The following is a 16137-nucleotide window of genomic DNA, read 5'->3' on the forward strand; positions in this document are numbered from 1 at the left end:
GTGAGCACGCCCGAAGAGAATCCGCGCCCCACACCCGTGGACGTACCGCTGATCCACATCGGCGTACCCGCCGAGTCCGGGGGCGGCTGCGGCGACGGCTGCGGCTGCGGTGACGGCTACGACCCCGACGGGCTGGAGTGCGGTCTCGACCCCGCACTGGCCCAGCTCCTGGCCGACGCCGGACTGGACCCGGTCCAGGTCGAGGACATCGCCCACGTCGCGATCGAGGAGGACCTCGACGGAGGCGAGGACGTCACCACCGTGGCGACCGTCCCGGAGGACTCCGTCGCCACCGGCGACTTCACCGCGCGTGAGGCGGGCGTCGTCGCCGGTCTGCGCGTCGCCGAGGCCGTCCTGTCCATCGTCTGCACCGACGAGTTCGAGGTCGAACGGCACGTCGAGGACGGCGACCGTGTCGCGCCCGGCCAGAAGCTGCTCACCGTCACGACCCGCACCCGTGACCTGCTCACCGGCGAGCGCAGCGCGCTCAACCTGCTCTGCAGGCTCTCCGGGATCGCGACCGCGACCCGCGCCTGGGCCGATGTGCTCGAGGGCACGAAGGCGAAGGTCCGGGACACCCGCAAGACCACCCCGGGGCTGCGCGCGCTGGAGAAGTACGCGGTGCGCTGCGGCGGCGGGGTCAACCACCGCATGTCGCTCGTGGACGCGGCGCTGGTCAAGGACAACCACGTGATCGCGGCAGGCGGTGTCGCCGAGGCGTTCCAGCGCGTCAGGAAGGCGTTCCCGGAGCTCGCGATCGAGGTGGAGGCCGACACCCTCGAGCAGGTACGCGAGGTGCTCGACGCCGGTGCCGACCTGATCCTGCTGGACAACTTCACCCCCGCCCGGACCGCCGAGGCGGTCGCCCTCGTCGACGGCCGGGCGGTGCTGGAGTCCTCGGGCCGGCTCACCCTCGACTCCGCCCGCGCCTACGCCGAGGCGGGCGTCGACTACCTGGCCGTCGGCGCGCTCACGCACTCCTCGCCGATCCTCGACATCGGCCTGGACTTCCGCGACGGGGCCGACGCCTGATGCTGCTCACCATCGACGTCGGCAACTCCCACACCGTCCTCGGCCTGTTCGACGGCGAGGAGATCGTCGAGCACTGGCGGATCTCCACCGACGCCCGCCGCACGGCGGACGAGCTCGCCGTCCTGCTCCAGGGCCTGATGGGCATGCACCCGCTGCTCGGTGTCGAGCTCGGCGACGGCATCGAGGGCATCGCGATCTGCTCGACCGTCCCCGCCGTGCTGCACGAGCTCCGCGAGGTCACCCGCCGCTACTACGGCGATGTCCCGGCGGTCCTCGTGGAGCCGGGCGTCAAGACGGGCGTGCCGGTCCTCACGGACAACCCGAAGGAGGTCGGCGCGGACCGCATCATCAACGCGGTCGCCGCAGTCGAGCTCTACGGCGGCCCGGCCATCGTCGTCGACCTCGGCACGGCCACGACCTTCGACGCGGTCTCCGCGCGCGGCGAGTACACGGGCGGGGTGATCGCGCCGGGCATCGAGATCTCCGTGGAGGCGCTCGGGGTGAAGGGCGCCCAGCTCCGCAAGATCGAGCTCGCGCGTCCCCGCAGCGTGATCGGCAAGAACACCGTCGAGGCCATGCAGTCCGGCATCGTGTACGGCTTCGCCGGTCAGATCGACGGTGTGGTCCAGCGCATGAAGAAGGAGCTGGCGGCCGACCCCGACGAGGTCACCGTCATCGCGACCGGTGGCCTTGCTCCGATGGTGTTGGGCGAGTCCTCCGTCATCGACGAGCACGAGCCCTGGCTGACGCTCATCGGGCTGCGCCTCGTGTACGAGCGCAACATCGCCCGGATGTAGGACGCGCCCGCGACCACCTGCGGGAACGACCCGGCGGTGCGGTGTCCGACGCCGCGCCGCCGAGCGAGTAGTTAAGCGGATTTTGTCCATTTAGCACGTATTATCGCGTCATGCCCACGCCCTACGGATCACGCGGCGGCATGGCGTTCAGCGCGGACGAGCTCCGGGTGCTCCGACGTGCTCTCGCCAACGCCCTCCACCCCACGCCCCTGCCGGAAGAGGATGTCCAGGACTGCCTGCGACTCGCGGGCACGGTGGACGAGGTGGCGAGCGAGGCGGGCCGGCTGCGTGCCTTCCTCCTCGCCGATCTCGCCCGCTACCGAGATGCCCTCCCCGGCTCGCTCAGCGGCTATCTGGAGCTCCTCCAGGATGCCCTCGCGGCCGGCTACGACCCCCGCCCCGACGACCTCGCGGCCTTGCGCGCCCTGCGCGCCGGGCCGGTCGCCGCGGCCCTGCTGGAGCGCTGCCAGGTGCTCGCCGAGCGTTCGGTGCGGGCTCGCCTCGCCGGTCGCGCGGTGCCCGCCACGACGCCCGCGCCGCGCAGCCGGCTGCTGGCCCTTCCCGGGGGCCTGTCGGCGGCCAAGGAGCCCGAGCGGCCCCGGACCCCGTCGGGACCTGCGGTGCCGGCCCGCCCGGCGGCTCCGGGCGAGCGTCCGATGCCCAAGCCGTCCGAGGTCTTCCCGCCCCGCCGCCGGCCCGCACCCGTTCCTCCGCCGGAGGAACGCGCCGTGTCCTGAGCGGGCCGACGTGCCGGAGGGGTGCCCGGGGGCGGCCGGAATGCCGGGCTCGCTACGCTGGACGGCATGGACTACGTATCCGCGCTCGTTCCCCCCGTGGTGATGGCCGTCTTCTTCATCGGCCTTGTCGTGACGATCATCAAGAGCCAGGGCGGCCCGAACAAGGCCAAGGAGGACGCCGCGGTGGACGCGGCGCTCGCCCGTGCCGCGTCGGCCGAGCAGGCCCCGCGGACCGAAGGCGTCTGACCGGACCTGAGACGAAGGGCGCACGGCTTCTCCGGAGCCGTGCGCCCTTTTGTCGTCCCGGAATTATCCCATTCCAGACATCTAGCACTAAGGTGACGCTGTGCCGCGCCAATTGGGAGAGCTGGAAGACACCGTGATGACACGGGTCTGGCAATGGAACCGCCCGGTCACCGTGCGGGAAGTTCTCGAGGACCTTCAACAGGAACGGTCCATCGCGTACACGACCGTCATGACGGTAATGGACAATCTCCATCAGAAGGGCTGGGTACGCCGGGAAGTGGATGGCCGGGCATATCGATATACGGCGGTCTCCACCCGCGCCGCATACTCGGCCGCACTGATGAACGAGGCCTGGTCGCAGAGCGACAACCCGGCGGCCGCGCTGGTCGCCTTCTTCGGCATGATGTCCGCGGAGCAGCGCGAGGCTCTCCGGGATGCGATGCGCGTCGTCGTGCCCACCTTCGCCGAACCCTCCGAGAGCCGCCCCGATGACGGGACCACGGCCGATGAAGCGCCGCCGGAGAGTGGGCGATAGCGTCGGGGGATGTCCTCAGAGCAGTCGCAAACCGAGCACCGTACCGAGTCGCAAACCGGAGCTCATAGCCGGCCGGAAACCGGATCACGCGCAGATCTTCATACCGGCCCACCGGTAAATAGGCCGGCCATCACCGTCCGCCGTGCCAGGACGAGCGATGTGGCGTCCGTCCGCGGACTGCTCGACGGCTACGTCTCGGAAGGCATCCTGCTCGACAAAGCGACGGTGACGCTTTACGAGGACATCCAGGAGTTCTGGGTCGCCGAACGCGACGAGGACGCCCGTGTCGTCGGCTGCGGCGCACTCCACGTGATGTGGGAGGACCTGGCCGAAGTCCGTACTCTCGCCGTCGACCCCGGCATCAAGGGCGCCGGGGTCGGTCATCAGGTTCTGGACAAGCTCTTGCAGACCGCCCGCTGGCTCGGCGTCCGCCGGGTTTTCTGTCTCACGTTCGAAGTCGACTTCTTCGCCGCTCACGGCTTCACCGAGATCGGAGAGACGCCGGTCGACGGAGATGTCTACAGCGAGCTGCTGCGTTCCTATGACGAGGGTGTCGCCGAGTTCCTGGGCCTCGAACGAGTGAAGCCGAACACCTTGGGTAACAGCCGGATGCTTCTGCACCTGTGACCGGCGGAAGATGCCGGAACCCTATGTCCGAATCGCGCATGTTTCCCGCGTTCTTGCGCTCCTGAACCTCTCCCAAGGGTTTGTGTTTTCCGGGGAAAAGCGGTTTCCTTTCCGCGTACTGCATTTTTCGATGAAAGGAAATCCGGTGGCACAGAAGGTTCAGGTCCTTCTTGTTGATGACCTCGACGGTGGCGAGGCGGACGAGACCGTGACGTTCGCTCTGGATGGCAAGACGTACGAGATCGACCTCACCACGTCCAACGCGGACAAGCTCCGTGGTCTTCTTGAGCCGTACGCCAAGAGCGGCCGTCGCACCGGTGGTCGCGCCGCGACCGGCCGTGGCAAGGGCCGCGCCGTTGCCGGTGGCAACAAGGACACCGCCGAGATCCGTAGGTGGGCGCGCGAGAACGGCCACAACGTGAATGACCGCGGCCGCGTTCCCGCCGAGATCCGCGAGGCTTACGAGAAGGCCAACGGCTGACCTGTCGGCCGATGGGCCCACAGGTACGTCCTGGCATGCGCGAGCCGGGCCCGGTGGCATTCCGTCGCCGCCGCGTCCACGAGTCGTACGAGGTCGGGAGCATCCCCACCCCTGCTCCCGAGGCCGCCGAGGGCCGGGAGCGATGGTTCCACCTCCTGGCGCGATCCGGGGGGCCGCAGCCAGAACGCGGCCCCCGGCGATCCCGCCGTGCCACCCGGCGGCATGGGGGCCGTGATGTGTCCGCCGGGGCCGGCGGCGGACAGGTCGAGAGCGATCCCGCCCCATTCGAGCCAGTCGAGCAGGCCGGGCAGCTCGTCGGCGCTGCCCGCGGCCACCAGCAGCTGCATGCGCCGCCCCGCCAGCGCCACCGGGCCGGTGTGTCCGACCCGGCTCAGCGCCGCGTGACCTGCCGCGGCGGGCAGCTCCAGAACGTCGAAGCGCAGCCCTGTCAGCAGGCGCACCGGCGACGTGCCTGCCGTGGCCCAGCCGAGCTCGCGGGCGTACCACTGCGCGCGGTCGTCGAATCCCGGCGACGTGCGGGGAGGCGGGACGAGGGAAGCCATGTCCGATGAACCGCCGAACCGGCCCCGGAGTTACGCGCTGTTCATGATCGAATGCTCTGCGTGTCCGGCGAGGGGGCGCACGGAAGCGCTCGGCAGTGCGAAGTTGTTCGCCCGTAGCGGAGGAAACGGGGGTGCGCCGCATGGACTGTCAGGGAGTGCGGGTAAGACATCCCTAGTGGGAAGGGGCGACACGCGGGCAAAAACGTCTCACGTTCGCCATCGGCGTACTGGCGAAAGGGCTATCTGCCTGGCCTGCGGGAACATCGTCTCGCACCATCGGGTTGGAGCAGTTGTCGGCGTTCGGGGCAGGAGGCCATCGACGGGTGTCGGCAGTTGAAATGAGCGGTCCCCGCTTGCGGGACTAAGCTGCGGAAGGACAGGGAGGGGACCGACCCCTTACTGCCTGACCGCTCTGAGGAGCGATTAACGATGTTCGAGAGGTTCACCGACCGCGCGCGGCGGGTTGTCGTCCTGGCTCAGGAAGAAGCCCGGATGCTCAACCACAACTACATCGGCACCGAGCACATCCTCCTGGGCCTGATCCACGAGGGTGAGGGTGTCGCCGCTAAGGCCCTGGAGAGCCTCGGGATTTCGCTCGAGGCGGTCCGCCAGCAGGTGGAGGAGATCATCGGTCAGGGCCAGCAGGCCCCGTCCGGGCACATCCCCTTCACTCCCCGGGCGAAGAAGGTCCTGGAGCTTTCGCTCCGCGAGGCCCTTCAGCTCGGCCACAACTACATCGGCACGGAGCACATCCTGCTCGGCCTGATCCGCGAGGGCGAGGGCGTCGCAGCCCAGGTCCTCGTGAAGCTGGGCGCCGACCTGAACCGGGTGCGGCAGCAGGTCATCCAGCTGCTCTCCGGGTACTCGGGAGGCAAGGAGGCGGCCACCGCAGGCGGCCCCGCCGAGGGCACGCCCTCCACGTCCCTGGTGCTCGACCAGTTCGGCCGGAATCTCACCCAGGCCGCTCGTGAGTCCAAGCTCGACCCGGTCATCGGGCGCGAGAAGGAGATCGAGCGGGTCATGCAGGTGCTGTCCCGCCGTACGAAGAACAACCCGGTCCTCATCGGCGAGCCCGGCGTCGGCAAGACGGCGGTCGTCGAGGGCCTGGCCCAGGCCATCGTCAAGGGCGAGGTGCCCGAGACCCTCAAGGACAAGCACCTCTACACCCTCGACCTCGGTGCGCTGGTCGCCGGTTCCCGCTACCGCGGTGACTTCGAGGAGCGCCTGAAGAAGGTCCTCAAGGAGATCCGCACCCGCGGCGACATCATCCTGTTCATCGACGAGCTCCACACCCTGGTGGGTGCGGGTGCCGCCGAGGGCGCGATCGACGCGGCGAGCATCCTCAAGCCCATGCTGGCGCGAGGCGAGCTCCAGACCATCGGTGCCACGACGCTCGACGAGTACCGCAAGCACCTGGAGAAGGACGCCGCGCTCGAGCGCCGCTTCCAGCCCATCCAGGTCGCGGAGCCGACGCTGCCGCACACCATCGAGATCCTCAAGGGTCTGCGTGACCGTTACGAGGCCCACCACAGGGTCTCCATCACGGACGAGGCGCTGGTCCAGGCCGCCACCCTGGCCGACCGCTACATCTCGGACCGCTTCCTGCCGGACAAGGCGATCGACCTGATCGACGAGGCCGGCTCCCGGATGCGGATCCGCCGGATGACCGCGCCGCCGGACCTCCGCGAGTTCGACGAGAAGATCGCGGGCGTCCGCCGCGACAAGGAGTCGGCGATCGACTCCCAGGACTTCGAGAAGGCGGCTTCGCTCCGTGACAAGGAGAAGCAGCTGCTGGCGGCGAAGGCCAAGCGGGAGAAGGAGTGGAAGGCCGGCGACATGGACGTCGTCGCCGAGGTCGACGGCGAGCTCATCGCGGAAGTCCTGGCAGCCTCCACCGGCATCCCGGTCTTCAAGCTGACCGAGGAGGAGTCCTCGCGTCTGCTGCGCATGGAGGACGAGCTCCACAAGCGCGTCATCGGCCAGAAGGACGCCATCAAGGCCCTCTCGCAGGCGATCCGCCGTACGCGAGCCGGTCTGAAGGACCCGAAGCGTCCCGGTGGCTCGTTCATCTTCGCCGGCCCGTCCGGTGTCGGTAAGACGGAGCTCTCCAAGACGCTCGCCGAATTCCTCTTCGGCGACGAGGACGCGCTGATCTCCCTCGACATGTCGGAGTTCAGCGAGAAGCACACGGTTTCCCGTCTCTTCGGTTCGCCCCCCGGTTACGTGGGCTACGAAGAGGGCGGCCAGCTCACCGAGAAGGTGCGCCGCAAGCCGTTCTCCGTCGTCCTCTTCGACGAGGTCGAGAAGGCCCACCCCGATATCTTCAATTCCCTGCTCCAGATTCTGGAAGACGGTCGTCTGACCGACTCCCAGGGCCGGGTCGTGGACTTCAAGAACACGGTCATCATCATGACGACCAACCTCGGGACCCGGGACATCTCGAAGGGCTTCAACCTGGGCTTCGCCGCCCAGGGCGACGTCAAGACGAACTACGAGCGGATGAAGGTCAAGGTCAACGAAGAGCTCAAGCAGCACTTCCGGCCCGAGTTCCTCAACCGTGTCGACGACACGGTCGTCTTCCACCAGCTCACGGAGGAAGACATCATTCAGATCGTCGACCTGATGGTCGACAAGGTGGATGAGCGTCTCAAGGACCGCGACATGGGCATCGAGCTCAGTGCCGAGGCCAAGTCGCTCCTGGCGAAGAAGGGCTACGACCCCGTGATGGGTGCCCGGCCGCTGCGCCGGACGATCCAGCGCGAGATCGAGGACATCCTCTCGGAGAAGATCCTCTTCGGCGAGCTGCGTCCCGGTCACATCGTGGTCGTGGGCACCGAGGGCGAAGGGGACGAGAAGAAGTTCTCGTTCCGCGGCGAGGAGAAGTCGCCGCTGCCCGACGTCCCGCCGATCGAGCAGGCGGCGGGCGGCGGCCCGAACCTGTCGAAGGAAGCGTAGGGCGCGTAGCGCCTGCGCGTCGAAGGGGCTGCCCCGGACCGGTTTTCGGTCCGGGGCAGCCCCTTGCGCGTTCCAGTACGTTCCGATGGCCGGCCGGCTGCCCGGTTCGTCGGCCGTCTGCCCCCGGCGTGGGCGCTGAGCGGGTGTGCGCCGGCCCCGTCGGCCCGCAGGGGCGAAGGTCCCGAAACGGACAGACCTCCGGCCCACCGGCGGTGACAAGGCGCACAGGCCCCAAGAGGCCTACTAGGAGCCTTAGGAGGAGACAGGGTCACCGGTCCCGGGACCTTGGTCCTGCCCACGGCGAGACTTTCGGCGTTCGAGGCGGTATGGCCGGATTGCTGGCCTGTGTCCAGGAAGGGCGCCGCTGGAGCAGGGGTTAAACCTGTTTCGCGAAAAATGTCGGGAAGGTCGTCCGGCGCCGTCGCGCCGGCGGTCGCGACGAATTCCCGCCCGCTCGGCTACGGCTTTTGATCGTAGATGGGGTGTTTGAGTGTTGTGGGGGGTGCGGGTTACCAAGGTGGAGCAAGCCCGGTCGAGCACTGGGTCCCGTTACCCCGGAGGTTCCCCCGCATGTCGAAGCGCGTCACGTTCCAGCAGTCCGCCCGCCCGTCCATGTCCCGCGTCAGTGGCGCCGTCGTGGCTGCCGGCCTGGGTGCGTCGATGGTGTTCGGTGCGGGCGCGGCGTTCGCGTCCGGCACGACGGGTACCGCGAACACCTCGGCCCTCGCGGGCTCGGCCACCGCCGACTCCGTCGCCCAGCAGGCGACCGCACAGACCAAGGCCGCCGCGAAGGCGAAGGCGGACAAGGCCGAGAAGGCCGACGCCGAGAAGAAGGCGGCGGCCAAGAAGAAGGCGGCGGCGAAGAAGAAGGCCGCTTCCTGGGAGGTCCCGGTCAGCAAGTACGTGCTGAGTGCCAGCTACGGCACCGGCGGCGACCGCTGGTCCAACAAGCACTCCGGTCAGGACTTCGCGGTTCCGGTCGGCACCAGGGTCGAGGCCGCGCACACCGGTACGGTCGTCAAGGCCGGCCCCAACGGCGGCGGCGACGGTCCCGCGTACGGCAACGCCGTCGTGATCAAGCACGGCAACGGCACGTACTCGCAGTACGCCCACCTGTCGAAGATCCAGGTCAGGATCGGTGAGCACGTGAAGACGGGCGAGAAGATCGCCCTGTCCGGCAACACCGGAAACTCCAGTGGCCCGCACCTGCACTTCGAGATCCGGACCAGCCCGAACTACGGCACGGCGATCAACCCGGTCTCGTTCCTGAACTCGGTGCACGTCCACATCTGACGTGTCCGGCGTCCGCCTCACGCGGCGCCGTCGGGGCCCCGGTCGTGGGCCCTGGTCACCAGCTCCATGGCGACCTCGAGAGCAGCCTCGCGCTTCTCCTCGGGGTCGCCTTCGGCGTCTCTGAGGGCCATCATCCCGGCGTGCATCGCGAAGAGCGCGGTGAAGCAGCGCACCTGGTCGGTGAGCGGGGCGTCGGGGTCCTTGATCAGGTCCACCAGGGCGATGACCCGGTGTTTCATGGTGTGGCCGATGCTCAGGTCGCGCACCGTCGCCTGGTTCTCCTGCATGAAGACGAAGAGCGGTGCGGCGGCCTTGAGCGCCTCGCTGTAGCGGACCAGGATCTCCTTCTTGGTCTCCAGGGTGCGCGGCTGCCCCTCGCCCCAGGCGATGAGCTCCTCGACGGGCCGGTTCAGGTCCTCGAAGATGCTGATGAGGATGTCTTCCTTGGTCTTGAAGTGGTAGTACAGCGCCGCTTTGGTGACCTGCAGCTGCTCGGCGATCTCGCGGAGTGAGGTCTTCTCGTACCCCTGTTCGGCGAAGAGTCTCAGGGCGACGTCCTGAATGCGCTGGCGTGTGTTGCCCCGGCGCGGCTGCGGCGTGCTGCCCATGCGACTCTCCCAGAAACTTACTTGACGCCCGGCTAGTTACGGGTCTACCTTCCCTCAGTGTAATCAACTAGCCGGGCGGCAAGTAAGTGCCGGGGTGGTGGCAGACCGGGCGATCAGGGGATCAGGGGAGCACGACATGGCGGAACTCAAGAAGGCGACGGCGGACGGGCCGGCCGAACCAAAAGCTCGCAGCGTCAGGGTGGTGGTTCTCGCCCTGATGATCACGATGCTGCTGGCCATGCTCGACAACCTCATCGTGGGCACCGCGATGCCGACGATCGTCGGCGATCTGGGTGGCATGGAACACCTGGCCTGGGTGGTGACGGCCTACACCCTGGCCACTGCGGCCTCGACCCCCATCTGGGGCAAGCTCGGCGACCTGTACGGACGCAAGGGCACCTTCCTCACAGCCATCGTGATCTTCCTGATCGGCTCGGTGCTGAGCGGTATGGCCCAGGACATGAGCCAGCTGATCGGGTTCCGCGCGGTCCAGGGCCTCGGCGCGGGCGGCCTGATGGTCGGCGTCATGGCGATCCTCGGTGACCTCGTGCCTCCCCGTGAGCGCGGTAAGTACCAGGGCATGATGGCCGGCGTCATGGCGGTCGCCATGATCGGTGGACCGCTCGTCGGCGGAGCCATCACCGACCACCTGGGCTGGCGCTGGAGCTTCTACATCAACCTGCCGCTGGGCGCGGTCGCGCTGGCCATGGTCACCGCGGTGCTGCACCTGCCCCGCAAGGAGCGCTCGAAGGCCAAGGTCGACTACCTGGGCGCCGCGCTCCTCACCGTGGGCATCACGGCGATCGTGCTGGTCACCACCTGGGGCGGTACGGAGTACGCCTGGAGCTCGGCCGTGATCATGGAGCTCATCGCGCTCGGCGTGGCCTCCCTCGCCGGCTTCCTCTTCGTCGAGACGAGGGCCGCCGAGCCGATCATGCCGCTGCACATCTTCCGCAACCGCAACTTCGGTCTCATGTCGGTGGTCGGCTTCATGACCGGCTTCGTGATGTTCGGAGCGGTGCTCTTCCTCCCGCTGTACCAGCAGTCCGTCCAGGGCGCGTCCGCGACCAACTCCGGACTGCTGCTGCTGCCGATGCTGCTCTCTATGATGATCGTCTCGCTGGTCGCGGGCCGGATCACCACGAGCACCGGAAAGTACAAGATCTTCCCGATCCTGGGCAGCATCCTGATGGTCGCGGGCCTGTTCCTCCTCGCCACCATGGACACCGGCACCACGCGCTTCACCTCCAGCGTCTACATGGCGGTGCTCGGGGCCGGCATGGGCTTCCTGATGCAGATCACGATGCTCGTCGCACAGAACAGCGTCGAGCTCAAGGACATGGGTGTCGCCTCGTCCGCGACCACTCTCTTCCGTACGCTCGGCAGCTCCTTCGGAGTCGCGATCATGGGTGCGCTGTTCACCGGACGGGTGCAGGACGAGATGGCGGCGCGCGGGGGCGGTGCCGCGACGGAGACGTCCGCCCAGCTGGACGCGACGAGTCTGGCGAAGCTGCCCGACGCCGTGCGTGAGGCGTACGAGTACGCCGTGGCCTCGGGGACGCACATCGCCTTCCTGGTGGGCGGTTCGGTCGCGGTGGTGGCCCTGGTGGCGTCCTTCTTCGTCAAGGAGGTCCCGCTGCGCGGCACCGCGAAGCCGGAGGCCTCCTCGGACGGCGAAGACGGCGAAGACAGCGAAGACGGCGACGGAACGGGACCCGCCAAGGCAACGGCGGCCAAGGAGTCCCAGACCGTTTGAGCAGCTGACGGAGAACAGGGTGGGCCCCGGAGACACCTCAGGGGGCCCACCCTGTTCTCCGTCAGCCCGTTTCCGCCTGCCGCAGGACCGGGAAGCTTCCGGTGTTCGTCGGCGCGTGCTCGGGCAGCCACAGCACGGCGACCGCCCCGCCCGTGCCCCCGGAGCCCCCGGAGGGCCCCGCGTTGCGGAACGTCAGCCTGGCCCCCAGGACCCGGGCCTGCCCCGCGGCGATGGTCAGCCCCAGACCGTGACCGCGCACGGACCTGTCGCTGCTGCCAGTACGGAAACGGCTCGGTCCCTCCCGCAGCAGCGCCTCGGGGAAACCGGGCCCGTGGTCGCGGACCCGCACCACCCTGCCCTCGACCGTGACCTCGACCGGGCCGGCCCCGTGCGTGGCGGCGTTCCCCAGCAGATTGCCCAGGATGCGTTCCAGCCGCCGCGGGTCCGAGGACACCCAGGACTCGTGCACCACCCGCACCGTGATCTCCGGATCCAGCAGCCTGATCCGCCGGCTGACGAATTCGCCGAGCGGCAGCTCCTGCAGCTCGGCCCGCTCGGAGGCGCTGTCCAGCCTGGCCACCTCCAGGACGTCCTCGACCAGGGTCCGCATCGCCTGGGCCCGGTCCCGTACGAGCTCCGTGGGCCGGCCCGGGGGCAGCAGCTCGGCCGCGGTGAGCAGCCCGGTCACGGGTGTGCGCAGCTCATGGGCGATGTCCGCGGTGACCCGGCGCTCCGCCTCGATCCGTTCGTTCAGCGCGTCCGTGAGCGCGTCCACGGCCCGGGCCAGCTCATCGGTCTCGTCCCGTACGACCCCGCCGACGGCCTCCCGTACGCGTACCTCCGTGTTGCCCTGGGCGACCTTGCCGGCCGCTGCCGCCGCCTTGCGCAGTCTCCGGGACAGCTGGCCGCCGATCAGGACGCCCAGCGCGCAGCCGCCGAAGACGACCGAGACCGAGCCGATGATCAGTGCCCGGTCGAGGTCGCCCATGATCGTGGCGCTGTGGTCGGCGAAGCGGGTGTGCAGGGACAGGACATCGCCGTTGGCCAGCGGTACGGCCGCCCAGACGTCGGGCATCCCGTCCGCGTACTCGTCGACGTGGGTGGCGCGCCGGTGATCCCGGATCTGGTCGCGCAGGCTCGCCGGCAGCGACGGGTCGTTGATCTTGGCGCCGAACTTCGGCGACGGCTTCTGTGGGCTCGTCGCCTCGTACAGCCGCTGGGCGAACAGCAGCCGCTCCAGCTGCACCTCGCGGGCGTTCTCCAGCATCGAGACGCGTGCCGCGTTGTGGACGACGAGGCTCAGGGCCAGCGCGATGAGCGCGCCGACGGCGGCGATCGCGATGCTGATCTTCCAGCGGACGCCGGTCCGCAGTACCAGCCGTCTCATGCGCGCAGCTTGTAGCCGAAGCCGCGGACCGTCTCGATCCGGTCCTGCCCGATCTTGGTGCGCAGCCGCTGCACATGGACGTCGACGACGCGGGTGTCCCCGCCCCAGCCGTATTCCCAGACCCGCTCCAGCAGCTTGTCCCGGGAGAGCACCGTGCCGGGAGCCGAGGAGAATTCCAGCAGCAGCCGCATCTCCGTCGGTGTCAGACCCACGTGCGCGCCCCCTCGGCGTACCTCCATGCCCTCGGTGTCGATCTCCACATCGCCGAAGACCAGCACGCCGCCCGCCTCGGCCGCCGTCCCGCCGGCCCCGTCGGGTGTCCCGCCCACGCCGGCGGCGTGGCCGAAACGCCGCAGCACGGCCCGGATGCGGGCGACGAGCACCGCCCCGTCGAACGGCTTGGTGACGTAGTCGTCGGCCCCGGCCTCCAGACCGAGCACCACATCGATCGCGTCGGCCCGCGCGGAGAGCATGATCACGGGCACGGTCGACTCGTCGCGGATGCGCCGGCACAGACTGACCCCGTCCAGGCCCGGCACCATCACGTCCAGCAGCGCGATGTCCGGACGGTCCGCCCGGAAGGCCTCCAGGCCCAGCAGGCCGTCGGGCACCGCGGTGACCGTGAAGCCGACCCGCTCCAGCGCGAGCTGGGTGGCTTCGCGGATGACGTCGTCGTCCTCGACGAAGAGGACATGGGTATCGGCCATGCGAGCGGTCCTCAGTTCTGCGTCGTCTGCGGTGCGGGGAGTGCGCCTTCCCCGCTGCCGACGGCCCGGTTGAAGTCGTTGTGCACCCGGTCCGTCTCGGTGAACCGGCCGGCGGTCCAGCCGTAGGTGACGACGTCCTCTCCGGAGGGGTACGCGACCGAGTCCTTCGATCCGTACACCTGCGTCGTCACCACCAGATCGCGCCGGTCGATGGTGCCGTAGACCGCGGGCACCTCGGCCGCGAAGACGTTCCCGTACGAGCCGTCGGCGAGCCGCCGGTAGACGTAGGTGCCGACTCCGACCGAATCGCCGCAGGTCATCACGTTGACCACGACATCGGCCGCCGTGCCGTCGGTGAGCGTGCCGTACGAGGTGTCGACCGGGTACTCGTCACCGGTGCAGGGCTTCAGGTCAGCCTTGAGCTGCCGGCTCACGTGCGGGTCGCCCTTGACGAGCATCACGGCGTCGACCTTCGGGGCCGGTTTCGCCGTCCCGGTGGGAGCCGTGCTCGACGGCGTGGCCCGGGCGACCTGCTGGGTGTCCGCCGGGCCCTCGTCGCGCGTACCCGTGCCTCCGGCGGAACAGCCGGCGCAGAACAGCCCGAAGGCGGCGAGCCCGGCTCCCGCCGTGCCTCCCGCCGCCAGACCGGCCCGGAGTCGTCCCCCGCGGCCGGCCGTCGAGCCTCCTCTGCTGCCCGTCAGACCGCGCACCGCTCCCGCCCCCGCTCGTCATGACGCCTGTTCCGCTGCGCGGGTATCCGCGCCGGAGCCTCCTCGGCCTCACGGCTCCGGGCCGCACGGTCCTCCAGCTCCTGGCGCAGTCGTGCCAGGGCACGGTGCAGCGTGCTCTTCACCGTACCGGCGGACATGCCGAGTGCCGCGGCCGTCTCCTCCGTGCTCATCTGCTCCCAGTGTCGCAGCACGACGACGCTGCGCTGCTTCGGAGCCAGGACCCCGAGGACGTCCATGAGCAGGGCGCGGTCGGCCCGCTGCTCGGCGCCGTCGTCGACGCTCGCGTCGGGGAGCTGCTCGGTGGGGATCTCGTCGAGCTTGCGGGCCCGCCACCACTCCGTGCGCGTGTTGATCATGACGCGGCGCAGATAGGCGTCGGCGAGGGACTTGTCCGCGATGCCGTCCCAGCGGCGGAACGTGCGGACCAGGGCGGTCTGCAGCAGGTCCTGCGCGTCCACGGGATCGGGGACGAGCCGGCGGGCACTGCGCAGCAGCGCGTCCTGCCTGGTCCGTACGTACTCCTCGAACCCGAGCACCTCGCCCTGCGCCATTACGACCGCCTCCGCCCCGTGAATCCCCGTGTACCGCCGTCGGCCGGGTGGTCCCGTTGCCGACGTCAGCGACGCTACGGAGGCGTTGTCACGAGGGTGTGCGGAGCAGCCGTACGCGGACGCACGGCTGCCCATCGGTTGTGTAACAGCCGCTGGGCAGCCGCTGGACGAGCCCGGTCCGCCCGGGAGCGTGGTCAGGTCAGAGGCAGCCGGTACCGGCCGTTCGCCAGCGGCTCGACCAGCCCGTCGGCGACGAGCCCGTCCAGGGCGCGCGCCCGCTGCACGGGCTCCTCCCACACCGCGTCCAGCGCGGACTGCGGCACCGGGACGACCGCGTCGCGGAGCACCGCGAGCAGCCGCCCCCGCACCTGCCGGTCCGTACCGGCATAGGTCTGGCCACGGCGCGGCGGGCCCTGGTGCGCGGGCTTCCCGGCCAGCCGCCAGGCGCACTGTCCGGAGATCGGGCAGCGTGCGCAGTCCTCGTTCTTCGCGGTGCACACCAGTGCGCCGAGTTCCATCGTGGCCGCCGCCCAGCGGGCGGCGCGCTCGTCCTCCTCGGGGAGCAGCGCGCGGGCGAGCTTGCGCTCGGCCGCGGTGGTCGCGTTCGGCGGGTACTGGATGCCGGTGGCGGCCCGGGCGAACACCCTGCGGACGTTCGTGTCGAGCACGGCATGGCGCTGCCCGTACGCGAACGAGGCCACGGCCGCGGCCGTGTACTCCCCGATCCCGGGCAGGGCGAGCAACTGGCCGTGCTCGCTCGGCACGTCACCGCCGTGGCGTTCCGTTATCGCCTGCGCGGCCCCGTGCAGGCGCAGCGCGCGGCGCGGGTAGCCGAGCCGGCCCCAGGCGCGGACCGCTTCGCCCGGCGCGTCGGCGGCGAGGTCGGCCGGGCGCGGCCAGCGGGCCATCCACTGTTCGTAGACCGGGAGGACTCGGTTCACCGGGGTCTGCTGCAGCATGAACTCGCTCACCATCACACCCCAGGCACCCGCATCGGGGCGGCGCCAGGGCAGATCGCGGGCGTGCTGCTCGAACCACCCGATGACGGGGGCATGGAAGGAGGCGGGGGGCGTCTGTGTCGAAGTCGTGGCAGTCATCGCACCCACGATCCTGGCACGGAAGGCGGGACAT

17 protein-coding genes are annotated in these 16137 nt (G+C 69.6%); 10 read left to right on the forward strand and 7 right to left on the reverse strand.

Translation table 11 applies throughout. The annotated features are described in order from the left end of the window. The 7 genes from nadC to ACFYQ5_RS02380 all read left to right on the forward strand — a co-directional run bounded on the left by nadC (nucleotide 1) and on the right by ACFYQ5_RS02380 (nucleotide 4455). A complete protein-coding gene (nadC, locus tag ACFYQ5_RS02350) occupies nucleotides 1–1032 on the forward strand; it encodes a carboxylating nicotinate-nucleotide diphosphorylase (RefSeq protein WP_389191837.1) in 1032 nt (343 codons plus the stop codon). Further along, the gene (locus ACFYQ5_RS02355) at nucleotides 1032–1829 is read left to right on the forward strand and encodes a type III pantothenate kinase (protein ID WP_351279852.1); all 798 of its coding nucleotides are present in this window, start codon (nucleotides 1032–1034) and stop codon (nucleotides 1827–1829) included. The genes nadC and ACFYQ5_RS02355 overlap by 1 nt, the downstream gene beginning before the upstream one ends. A 140-nt stretch (nucleotides 1830–1969) precedes the next feature. Further along, a complete protein-coding gene (locus tag ACFYQ5_RS02360) occupies nucleotides 1970–2566 on the forward strand; it encodes a hypothetical protein (RefSeq protein ID WP_389191971.1) in 597 nt (198 codons plus the stop codon). A gap of 66 nt (nucleotides 2567–2632) precedes the next feature. Next, nucleotides 2633–2812 (forward strand): hypothetical protein, encoded by a 180-nt coding sequence (locus ACFYQ5_RS02365; RefSeq protein WP_389191840.1) that lies wholly within the window; start codon nucleotides 2633–2635, stop codon nucleotides 2810–2812. Nucleotides 2813–2912: 100 nt separating this feature from the next. Then, nucleotides 2913–3347, forward strand: a complete 435-nt coding sequence (locus ACFYQ5_RS02370; RefSeq protein WP_389191842.1) for a BlaI/MecI/CopY family transcriptional regulator — start codon at nucleotides 2913–2915, stop codon at nucleotides 3345–3347. A 9-nt stretch (nucleotides 3348–3356) separates the two neighbouring features. Beyond that, complete coding sequence (locus ACFYQ5_RS02375; protein ID WP_389191845.1) at nucleotides 3357–3974, forward strand: amino-acid N-acetyltransferase; 618 nt, start codon at nucleotides 3357–3359, stop codon at nucleotides 3972–3974. A 145-nt stretch (nucleotides 3975–4119) separates the two neighbouring features. Next, a complete protein-coding gene (locus tag ACFYQ5_RS02380; protein WP_389191847.1) occupies nucleotides 4120–4455 on the forward strand; it encodes an Lsr2 family protein in 336 nt (111 codons plus the stop codon). Here the strand turns inward: ACFYQ5_RS02380 and ACFYQ5_RS02385 are convergent. Beyond that, a complete protein-coding gene (locus ACFYQ5_RS02385; protein ID WP_389191850.1) occupies nucleotides 4434–5018 on the reverse strand; it encodes an SCO3374 family protein in 585 nt (194 codons plus the stop codon). The genes ACFYQ5_RS02380 and ACFYQ5_RS02385 overlap by 22 nt on opposite strands. 429 nt (nucleotides 5019–5447) lie before the next feature. Here ACFYQ5_RS02385 and ACFYQ5_RS02390 point away from each other — a divergent pair, with 429 nt between their 5' ends. Together ACFYQ5_RS02390 and ACFYQ5_RS02395 are read left to right on the forward strand one after the other, a co-directional pair. Beyond that, nucleotides 5448–7973 carry an ATP-dependent Clp protease ATP-binding subunit gene (locus ACFYQ5_RS02390; protein WP_389191853.1) on the forward strand — a complete coding sequence of 842 codons (2526 nt, stop codon included), beginning with the start codon at nucleotides 5448–5450 and terminating at the stop codon, nucleotides 7971–7973. Between the two features lie 570 nt (nucleotides 7974–8543). After that, nucleotides 8544–9266: a M23 family metallopeptidase gene (locus tag ACFYQ5_RS02395; RefSeq protein WP_389191856.1), complete on the forward strand. Its 723-nt coding sequence runs from the start codon at nucleotides 8544–8546 to the stop codon at nucleotides 9264–9266. Nucleotides 9267–9283: 17 nt separating this feature from the next. Here the strand turns inward: ACFYQ5_RS02395 and ACFYQ5_RS02400 are convergent, their stop codons facing one another. Beyond that, the gene (locus ACFYQ5_RS02400) at nucleotides 9284–9874 is read right to left on the reverse strand and encodes a TetR/AcrR family transcriptional regulator (RefSeq protein ID WP_389191858.1); all 591 of its coding nucleotides are present in this window, start codon (nucleotides 9872–9874) and stop codon (nucleotides 9284–9286) included. A gap of 136 nt (nucleotides 9875–10010) precedes the next feature. On the opposite strand from ACFYQ5_RS02400, the gene ACFYQ5_RS02405 reads away from it, so the two are divergent. After that, nucleotides 10011–11630 (forward strand): MDR family MFS transporter, encoded by a 1620-nt coding sequence (locus tag ACFYQ5_RS02405; protein ID WP_389191860.1) that lies wholly within the window; start codon nucleotides 10011–10013, stop codon nucleotides 11628–11630. A gap of 61 nt (nucleotides 11631–11691) precedes the next feature. Here ACFYQ5_RS02405 and cseC read toward each other — a convergent pair whose 3' ends face one another. From cseC to ACFYQ5_RS02430, 5 genes are all read right to left on the reverse strand, one after another. Continuing rightward, entirely contained in the window at nucleotides 11692–13017 is a 1326-nt protein-coding gene (gene cseC / locus ACFYQ5_RS02410; RefSeq protein WP_389191863.1) for a two-component system sensor histidine kinase CseC, read from the reverse strand. Further along, on the reverse strand, nucleotides 13014–13724 hold the full coding sequence (gene cseB / locus ACFYQ5_RS02415; protein WP_389191866.1) for a two-component system response regulator CseB: 711 nt from the start codon (nucleotides 13722–13724) through the stop codon (nucleotides 13014–13016). Before cseB ends, cseC begins: the two co-directional genes overlap by 4 nt. Nucleotides 13725–13735: 11 nt before the next feature. Then, on the reverse strand, nucleotides 13736–14434 hold the full coding sequence (locus ACFYQ5_RS02420) for a hypothetical protein (RefSeq protein ID WP_389191869.1): 699 nt from the start codon (nucleotides 14432–14434) through the stop codon (nucleotides 13736–13738). Further along, nucleotides 14422–15006, reverse strand: coding sequence for a SigE family RNA polymerase sigma factor (locus ACFYQ5_RS02425; protein ID WP_389191872.1), 585 nt, complete (start codon nucleotides 15004–15006; stop codon nucleotides 14422–14424). Before ACFYQ5_RS02425 ends, ACFYQ5_RS02420 begins: the two co-directional genes overlap by 13 nt. 194 nt (nucleotides 15007–15200) lie before the next feature. Continuing rightward, entirely contained in the window at nucleotides 15201–16103 is a 903-nt protein-coding gene (locus ACFYQ5_RS02430; RefSeq protein WP_389191874.1) for an A/G-specific adenine glycosylase, read from the reverse strand. Nucleotides 16104–16137 lie beyond the last annotated feature (34 nt).

This window comes from Streptomyces sp. NPDC005794, assembly GCF_042871445.1.
GTDB lineage: Bacteria > Actinomycetota > Actinomycetes > Streptomycetales > Streptomycetaceae > Streptomyces.